Below are 7,791 nucleotides of genomic sequence, written 5' to 3'. Positions count from 1 at the left end.
AAGTCGCCCCGGCCCTCTGAAAAACACCAACGGAAGTGGGGTGCGTCCCCCTCTCCCAACCCTCTCCCCTGAAGGGGAGAGAGCTATTTTCACGCCCCCGGCAGATCCAGGATGCGCTTGGCGATGACGTTGAGCATGACCTCGCTCGTCCCGCCCTCGATCGAATTGGCCTTGGTGCGCAGCCAGGTGCGCGCGCGCGCGCCGCCCTTGCTGTCCTCGCTATCCCATTCGAGCGCCTCGCTGCCGCCGCCCGCCATCACCAGTTCGTGGCGGCGCTTGTTGAGCTCGGTCCCGACATATTTCATCATGTTCGACGACGCGGGATGTGCGCGGCCGGTCTTCCACATGTCCATGAACCGCTCGCCCATCGCGCGATAGGCAAAGACGTCGACGTCGAACGCCGCCATTTCGGCGCGCAGGATCGGGTCGTCGAGCTCGCCCTGCTCGTTCCGGCCGATCGCCTTCGCGAAGGCGCCGCCGATGCTGACCATGTCGCCGCCCGCGCCGCCGCCCGAGATCATCTCGCGTTCGTGGCCGAGCAGATATTTGGCGACGTCCCAGCCGCGGCCCACCTCACCGACGAACTGCGTCTTCGGCACCTTCACATCGTCGAAGAAGGTTTCGCAGAAGGGGCTGTTGCCGCTGATCAGCAGGATGGGCTTGGTCGTGACGCCGGGGCTCTCCATGTCGAAGAGCATGAAGGTGATGCCCTGATATTTGTTCGCCTTGTCGGTGCGGACGAGGCAGAAGATCCAGTCGGCCTTGTCGGCGTAGCTGGTCCAGATCTTGCTGCCGTTGACGACCCAGTGATCGCCCTTGTCTTCGCCGAAGGTTTGCAGGGACACGAGGTCGCTGCCCGAACCCGGTTCCGAATAGCCCTGACACCAGCGGATTTCGCCGCGCGCGATCTGGTTCAGATAATGGACCTTCTGCTCCTCGGTCCCGAACTTGAGCAGCGCCGGGCCGAGCATCCAGATGCCAAAGCTGTCGAGCGGCGAGCGCGCGTGGATGCGCTTCATTTCCTGACGCAGGATCTTCGTTTCTTCGGGGCTGAGGCCGGCGCCGCCATATTCCTTCGGCCAGTCGGGAACGGTATAGCCCCTCGCGACGCACGCTTCGAGCCACTGTTTCTGCGCCGCGTTCTTGAACACGAACTTGCGTCCGCCCCAGCAGACGTCGTCCTCGTCGCGCACGGGCTCGCGCATTTCGGGGGGGCAATTGGCTTCCAGCCAGGCACGCACCTCGGCGCGGAAAGCGTCCGGATCGCTCATCTTCACAGGCTCCTCTTCTGCCGCGCAAACTAGTAGGACTCGGCAAGTTTACGCAAGCGTCAACTTGGATGCGCCAAGCTGCCGCTACGGCGCCGTAGCGTCGGTTTGCGAGCCGTTGACGCGCCTTCCCGTGCGCCTAAGCTGGGTGGCAAAAGAAAACGGGAGAGCAGACAATCATGCGATTCGCAGGTAAGGTCGCCGTCGTCACCGGCGCGGCATCGGGCATCGGCAAGGCCGCCGTTCTGAAACTGGCGAGCGAAGGGGCCCACGTCTTCGCCGCCGACATCGACGAAGCCGGCGGGCAGGCGCTCGCCGCCGCCTCGAACGGCCGGATCGATTTCATCCGCTGCGACGTGACGCAGCCGGCCGACATCGAGGCGCTGATGAACGCCGCGGCCGCGAAGGGCGGCGGCATCGACATCGTCTTCAACAACGCCGGCGCGGGCGGCGACCGCGCCCCGATCGACGAGATCACGCCCGAAGGCTGGGACCGCACGATGGACCTTCTGCTGAAATCGGTCGCGATGGGCATCCGCTACGCCAGCCCGCATATGAAGGGGCGGAAAGGCGCGAGCATCGTCAACACCGCGAGCGTCGCGGCGCTGGGCGCCGGCTATTCGCCGACCGCCTATGCCGTGGCGAAGGCGGGGGTGCTGCACCTGACCAAGGTCGCGGCGACCGACCTCGCGCAATATGGCATCCGCGTCAACGCGATCTGCCCCGGCTTCATCAACACCAACATCTTCACCGAATCGCTCGAAGTGCCCGAAGCGAGCAAGGACGCCGCGAAGGCGATCATCGCCGACATGAGCGCGCACGCGCAGCCCGTCGCGCGCGGCGGCCAGCCCGAGGACATCGCCAATGCGGTCGCCTATCTGGCGAGCGAAGACGCGGGCTTCATGACCGGCACCCACATGCTGGTCGACGGCGGGCTGACGATCGGCCAGCGCCATGCCTGGGACCCCAATGAACCGGGGATGTTCGACGCGCTGACGGCGATGGAGGAAGCGGCGAAGGCCGGGGCGGCCGCGTGACCGCCGCCGCGGCGGAGGCGCGGCTGCCGCTGCGCCTCAAACTCTATCACGGCCTCGGCAGCATCGCCTATGGCGTGAAGGACAACGGTTTCTCGACCTTCCTGCTGCTTTTCTACAATCAGGTGCTGGGGATGGACGCGAAGCTGGTCAGCCTCGCGCTGATGCTCGCGCTCGTGCTCGACGCCTTCGTCGATCCGGTGATCGGCTATTTGTCCGACCAGACGCACACGCGCTGGGGCCGGCGGCTGCCGTGGCTCTATCTGGCGCCGATCCCGCTCGCCTTCGTCTGGTTCGCGCTGTGGACGCCGGACGCCGACGCCGCGCCCGGCTTCTGGCACCTCGTCATCGTCGCGATGATCGTGCGCAGCCTGGTGTCGTGCTGCGAGGTGCCGTCGGTCGCGCTGCTTCCCGAACTGACGCGCGATTACGACGAGCGGACGACGCTGATGCGCTATCGCTTCCTGTTCGGCTGGGCGGGCGGGCTGCTGATGCTCTTCCTCGCCTATGACGTCTTTCTCGCCAAGTCGCTGCTGCAGGTCGAGGGCTATTATCAATATGGGCTGTTCGGCGGGCTGCTGATGGCGGCGACGGTGCTGGTCTCCGCCGCCGGGCAGCATCGCTGGGCGGCGCGCTGGCCCGAACGCAAGCCGTCGGCGCTGCGCATCGGCACCGCCTTTCGCGAGATTCGCGAGGCGCTGAGCCATCCGGCCTTCCTCGTTCTGCTCGCGGCGGGGGCGATCGCCTATACGAGCCAGGGGGTGACCTTCTCCATCTCCAACTATCTCTATATCTTCATCTGGCGCTTCTCGCCCGGCGCCTTCATGCTCTATCCGTGGGTGCTGTTCGCGAGCGTCGTCGGCACCTTCCTGCTCGTCGGCCCGGCGCACCGTCGCTTCGGCAAGCGCGCGACCGCGATCGCCGGCGGGCTGATCGGCATGGCCTTCTGGGTCACGCCGTTCCTGCTGCGCCATTTCGGCGCCTGGCCGGTCGAGGGCAGCACCGCCTCGACCGCCGGCCTGTTCGTCTTCTTCTTCCTCGCCAACCTGTTCAGCGTCGCGGTGATGATCTCCGGCGGGTCGATGATCGCCGACATCGTCGAGGCGTCGGAGGTCGAGACCGGGCGGCGCAGCGAGGGCACCTTCTTCGCCGGCAATTTCTTCATGCAGAAATGCGCGACCGGGCTCGGCATCTTCGTCACCGGGCTGCTCGTCGATATCGCGGGCATCCCCGAAAAGGCCGACCCGGCCAAGGTTCCCGAGGCGGTGATCGACGATTTCTCGCTCTATTACTGCGTGCTGGTGATCCTGTTCGCGGTCGTCTCCTCGCTGATCTTCCGCTATTATCCGATCGACCGCGCCGACCATGAGGCGCGCGTCGCGGCGCTGGCGGGCGCGCAGGCGGCGGCAGAGGAGCAGCGATGACCGCCGCGCCGCCCGCGGGCCTGCTGCCGACGCGGATCAAGCTCGCGCACGGGCTGGGCAGCGTCGCGCTGGGGGTGAAGGAGGCGGGTCTCACCACCTTCTTCATGATCTATTACAACCAGGTGCTCGGCTTCGACCCGCGCATCGTGTCGATGGTGCTGATCGGCGCGATGTTCGTCGACGGGCTCGCCGACCCGCTGATAGGCCGCCTGACCGACGCGACGCGCACGCGGCTGGGGCGGCGGCTGCCGTGGCTCTATGGCGCCGCGGTGCCGATGGCGATCGCCTGGACGCTGCTGTGGCTGTCGCCCGACATCGCGACCCACTCGACGCTGGGCCTCGCGCTCAACCTGATCGCGGTGCGCATCCTGGTGTCGGCGTGCGAGATTCCGTCGATCTCGCTGGTCGCCGAGCTGACCCACGACTATGACGAGCGCACCGCGCTGATGCGCTATCGCTTCCTGTTCGGCTGGCTCGGCGGACTGCTCGCGACCGCGCTCGCCTATGGCTATTTCCTGAAATCGGACGATCCGGGCCAGAACGGCCTGCTCGATCCGTCGGGCTACGCCGCCTTCGGGCTGTTCGGCGCGGTGCTGATCCTCGTCTCGACGCTGGGTTCGGCGGCCGGGCAGCATCGGCGGATCATGACGCTGCCGCCGCGTCCGCCGGTGCAGCGCCACGGGCTCGCGATGCTCGCCGACATCGCGCTCGCCTTCCGCAATCCCGCCTTCCTGGCGCTGACGAGCGGGGCGCTGTTCCTCGTCACCGGCTATGCGACGATGATCGCGTCGGTCAATTACATGATGCTTTATGTCTGGCAGCTCAGCGACGCGCAGCTCGCCTGGTATCCGGCCGGGCTCGCCATCGCGGTGTTCGGCGCCTTCTTCGCGGTCGGCCGCGCGCACCGCCGCTTCGGCAAGCGCGACACCGCGGTCGGCGCGATCCTGTTCAGCGGCGCGGTTGGATTCCTGCCCTATGCCGCGCGCAACCTCGGCTGGTGGGCCGAACTGGGCGGCTGGCCGTCGATGATCCTGCTGCTGGTCTTCATGACCGTGTCGCTGCTCGGTTTCGTCGTCGCGACGATCTCCGCCTCGTCGATGGTCGCCGAGATCGTCGAGGCGCACGAGGTCGAGCACGGGACGCGGATCGAGGGGGTCTTCTTCGCCGGCTATCTGATGACCCAGAAATTCGGCCAGGCGCTCGGCATCTTCCTGGTCGGCGAACTCGTCGTCTTCGCCGGGCTCGGCGACCGCGTCCGGCCCGAGGATCTGGCGCCCGGCACCGCCACCGCGCTGGCGTGGGCCTTCACGGGCGCGATGGTTTTGATCTCCATCATCGCCGCGCTGCTGCTGCGCCGCTATACGATCGACCGGGCCGGCCACGAGGCCCGCCTCGCCGCCCTCGCCTCGACCAGACGCGAGGGGCCGACACCGTAGCGGAAGATTGCGCGCGCTTTGCGCTTCGGGCAATTTTCTGCGCCGCGGGACTTGGCAAAGGGGGGCGAATCGGCCCATAGGCTTACGTGAACGTAAAGGGAAAGGAAGCTGCGATGGATTTCGACCTCACCGATCGGCAGAAGCACTGGCAGGGCCGGGTGCGCGAATTCATCGAACGCAAGGTGCGGCCCGCGGTCCCGACCTACAAGGAGCAGGATGCGGCGGGCGATCGCTGGAAGGTGATCCAGATCGTCGAGGACCTGAAGGCCGAGGCGAAGGCTGCAGGCATCTGGAACCTGTTCATGCCGCCGCGCAGCGACGCGCATCATCATGTCGACGAGACGTTCGAGTTCGAGGGTCCCGGCCTCACCAACCTCGAATATGCGCTGTGCGCCGAGGAGATGGGCCGCGTCGGCTTCGCGAGCGAGGTGTTCAACTGTTCGGCGCCCGACACCGGCAACATGGAGGTGTTCCATCGCTACGGCACCGCCGCTCAGAAGGAAAAATGGCTGAAGCCGCTGATGAACGGCGAAATCCGTTCGGCCTTTTTGATGACCGAGCCGCAGGTCGCCTCGTCCGATGCGACCAATATCGAGACGCGGATCGAGCGCGACGGCGACGATTATGTGATCAACGGCACCAAATGGTGGTCGTCGGGCGCGGGCGATCCGCGCTGTAAGGTCGCGATCGTGATGGGCAAGACCGACTTCGGCGCCAAGCGCCACCAGCAGCAGTCGATGCTGGCGGTGCCGATGGACGCGCCGGGCATCAACATCATCCGCCACCTGCCCGTCTTCGGCTATGACGACGCCCCGCACGGCCATATGGAAATCGAACTGAAGGACGTGCGCGTCAACGCCGAGGATGCGATGCTGCTGGGCGAGGGCCGTGGGTTCGAGATCGCGCAGGGCCGGCTCGGGCCGGGGCGCATCCATCACTGCATGCGCACGATCGGCGTCGCCGAGGAAGCGCTGGAGAAGATGTGCCGGCGGCTCCAGTCGCGCGTCGCCTTCGGCAAGACGATCGCCGAGCACAGCATCTGGGAACAGCGCATCGCACGCGCGCGCATCGACATCGAGATGACGCGCCTCCTGTGCCTGAAGGCGGCCGACATGATGGACAAGGTCGGCAACAAGTCGGCGGCGGCCGAGATCGCGATGATCAAGGTGCAGGCGCCGTCGATGGCGCTGCAGATCATCGACGACGCGATCCAGGCGCATGGCGGCGGCGGCGTCAGCGAGGATTTCGGCCTCGCCAAGATGTATTCCGGGCAGCGCACGCTGCGGCTGGCCGACGGGCCCGACGAGGTTCACGCGCGCGCCATCGCCCGCATCGAGCTTGCCAAGCATTCGGCGGCGCTGAACGATCCGGGCTTTTCGTCGGGCGACGTCGGGGTTTCGCGTTAAATCTTGAACCGTTCGCCCTGAGCCTGTCGAAGGGCCGTTCTTTTCTTTTGACGACATGAGAAGGAAGAACGGTGCTTCGACAAGCTCGGCACGAACGGCAATGAGGGAAGCATAGAATGACCAAAGCCGCCGTCCTGATCGAACCCGGCAAGCCGCTCGTCATCGAGCAGATCGTCGTCGACGCGCCCGGCCCGCACGAGGTGCGCATCCGCACCGCCGCCTGCGGCCTGTGCCATTCGGATCTGCATTTCATCGACGGCGCCTATCCGCACCCGCTGCCCGCGATCCCGGGCCACGAGGCGGCGGGGATCGTCGAGGCGGTCGGCAGCGAGGTGCGCACGGTCAAGCCCGGCGACGCGGTCGTCACCTGCCTGTCGGCCTTCTGCGGCCACTGCGAATTTTGCGTGACGGGCCGCATGTCGCTGTGCCTCGGCGGCGACACGCGGCGGCCGGCCGGATCGGCACCGCGCATCACGCGGCCCGACGGATCGCCCGTCAACCAGATGCTCAACCTCAGCGCCTTTTCAGAGGTGATGCTGGTCCACGAACATGCCTGCGTCGCGATCGACCCGGACATGCCGCTCGACCGCGCCGCGGTGATCGGCTGCGCGGTGACGACGGGCGCGGGAACGATCTTCAACGCCTGCAAGGTCACGCCGGGCGAGACGGTCGCGGTCGTCGGCTGCGGCGGCGTCGGCCTCGCGACGATCAACGCCGCGAAGATCGCGGGCGCGGGGCGCATCATCGCCGCCGACCCGGTGCCCGAGAAGCGCGAGCTGGCGATGAAGCTGGGCGCGACCGACACGGTCGACGCGCTCGCCGACGATGCCGCGAAGCAGATCGTCGAGATGACCAGGGGCGGCGTCGATCATGCGATCGAGGCGGTCGGGCGCCCGGCTTCGGCAAAGCTCGCGGTGTCGTCGCTGCGCCGCGGCGGCACCGCGACGATCCTGGGCATGATGCCGCTCAATGAACAGGTCGGGCTCGGCGCGATGGACCTGCTCGCGAGCAAGAAGCTGCAAGGCGCGATCATGGGCGGCAACCGCTTCCCGGTCGACATTCCGCGACTGGTCGATTTCTACCTGCGCGGACTGCTCGACCTCGACAGCATCGTCGCCGAGACGATTCCGCTCGAGAAGATCAACGAGGGATTCGACAGGATGAAGAAGGGCGATGCCGCGCGGTCGGTGATCGTGTTCGATCAGTGACCCCCCATCCCCTTG

General features: G+C 66.8%; 6 protein-coding genes. 5 read left to right on the top strand and 1 reads right to left on the bottom strand.

The annotated features are described in order from the left end of the window. Positions 1-89 precede the first annotated feature (89 nt). Positions 90-1,271 (bottom strand): acyl-CoA dehydrogenase family protein, encoded by a 1,182-nt coding sequence (locus SGR02S_RS11750; RefSeq protein ID WP_067109766.1) that lies wholly within the window; start codon positions 1,269-1,271, stop codon positions 90-92. Positions 1,272-1,447: 176 nt separating this feature from the next. Between SGR02S_RS11750 and SGR02S_RS11745 the strand changes: the two genes are divergently transcribed. The 5 genes from SGR02S_RS11745 to SGR02S_RS11725 all read left to right on the top strand — a co-directional run bounded on the left by SGR02S_RS11745 (position 1,448) and on the right by SGR02S_RS11725 (position 7,776). Further along, positions 1,448-2,305 carry an SDR family NAD(P)-dependent oxidoreductase gene (locus tag SGR02S_RS11745; RefSeq protein WP_067109753.1) on the top strand — a complete coding sequence of 286 codons (858 nt, stop codon included), beginning with the start codon at positions 1,448-1,450 and terminating at the stop codon, positions 2,303-2,305. Beyond that, positions 2,302-3,726: an MFS transporter gene (locus tag SGR02S_RS11740; protein ID WP_255211459.1), complete on the top strand. Its 1,425-nt coding sequence runs from the start codon at positions 2,302-2,304 to the stop codon at positions 3,724-3,726. The genes SGR02S_RS11745 and SGR02S_RS11740 overlap by 4 nt, the downstream gene beginning before the upstream one ends. Next, the gene (locus tag SGR02S_RS11735) at positions 3,723-5,162 is read left to right on the top strand and encodes an MFS transporter (protein ID WP_067109750.1); all 1,440 of its coding nucleotides are present in this window, start codon (positions 3,723-3,725) and stop codon (positions 5,160-5,162) included. The genes SGR02S_RS11740 and SGR02S_RS11735 overlap by 4 nt, the downstream gene beginning before the upstream one ends. A gap of 113 nt (positions 5,163-5,275) precedes the next feature. Beyond that, positions 5,276-6,568 (top strand): acyl-CoA dehydrogenase family protein, encoded by a 1,293-nt coding sequence (locus tag SGR02S_RS11730; protein WP_067109747.1) that lies wholly within the window; start codon positions 5,276-5,278, stop codon positions 6,566-6,568. 116 nt (positions 6,569-6,684) lie between these two features. Continuing rightward, positions 6,685-7,776, top strand: coding sequence for a Zn-dependent alcohol dehydrogenase (locus SGR02S_RS11725; protein WP_067109743.1), 1,092 nt, complete (start codon positions 6,685-6,687; stop codon positions 7,774-7,776). Positions 7,777-7,791: the final 15 nt, after the last annotated feature.

This window comes from Sphingopyxis granuli NBRC 100800, from assembly GCF_001591045.1.
Lineage (GTDB): Bacteria > Pseudomonadota > Alphaproteobacteria > Sphingomonadales > Sphingomonadaceae > Sphingopyxis > Sphingopyxis granuli.
Note: the sequence above shows the minus strand (reverse complement) of the source record. Positions and strands in the feature narration are given on the sequence as shown.

What these genes read in the sequence shown, in the direction of transcription:
- SGR02S_RS11745 (WP_067109753.1), top strand. Translation starts at nt 1,448, where the DNA reads ATGCGATTCGCAGGTAAGGTCGCCGTCGTCACCGGCGCGGCATCGGGC.
- SGR02S_RS11730 (WP_067109747.1), top strand. Translation starts at nt 5,276, where the DNA reads ATGGATTTCGACCTCACCGATCGGCAGAAGCACTGGCAGGGCCGGGTG.
- SGR02S_RS11735 (WP_067109750.1), top strand. Translation starts at nt 3,723, where the DNA reads ATGACCGCCGCGCCGCCCGCGGGCCTGCTGCCGACGCGGATCAAGCTC.
- SGR02S_RS11725 (WP_067109743.1), top strand. Translation starts at nt 6,685, where the DNA reads ATGACCAAAGCCGCCGTCCTGATCGAACCCGGCAAGCCGCTCGTCATC.
- SGR02S_RS11750 (WP_067109766.1), bottom strand. Translation starts at nt 1,271, where the DNA reads ATGAGCGATCCGGACGCTTTCCGCGCCGAGGTGCGTGCCTGGCTGGAA.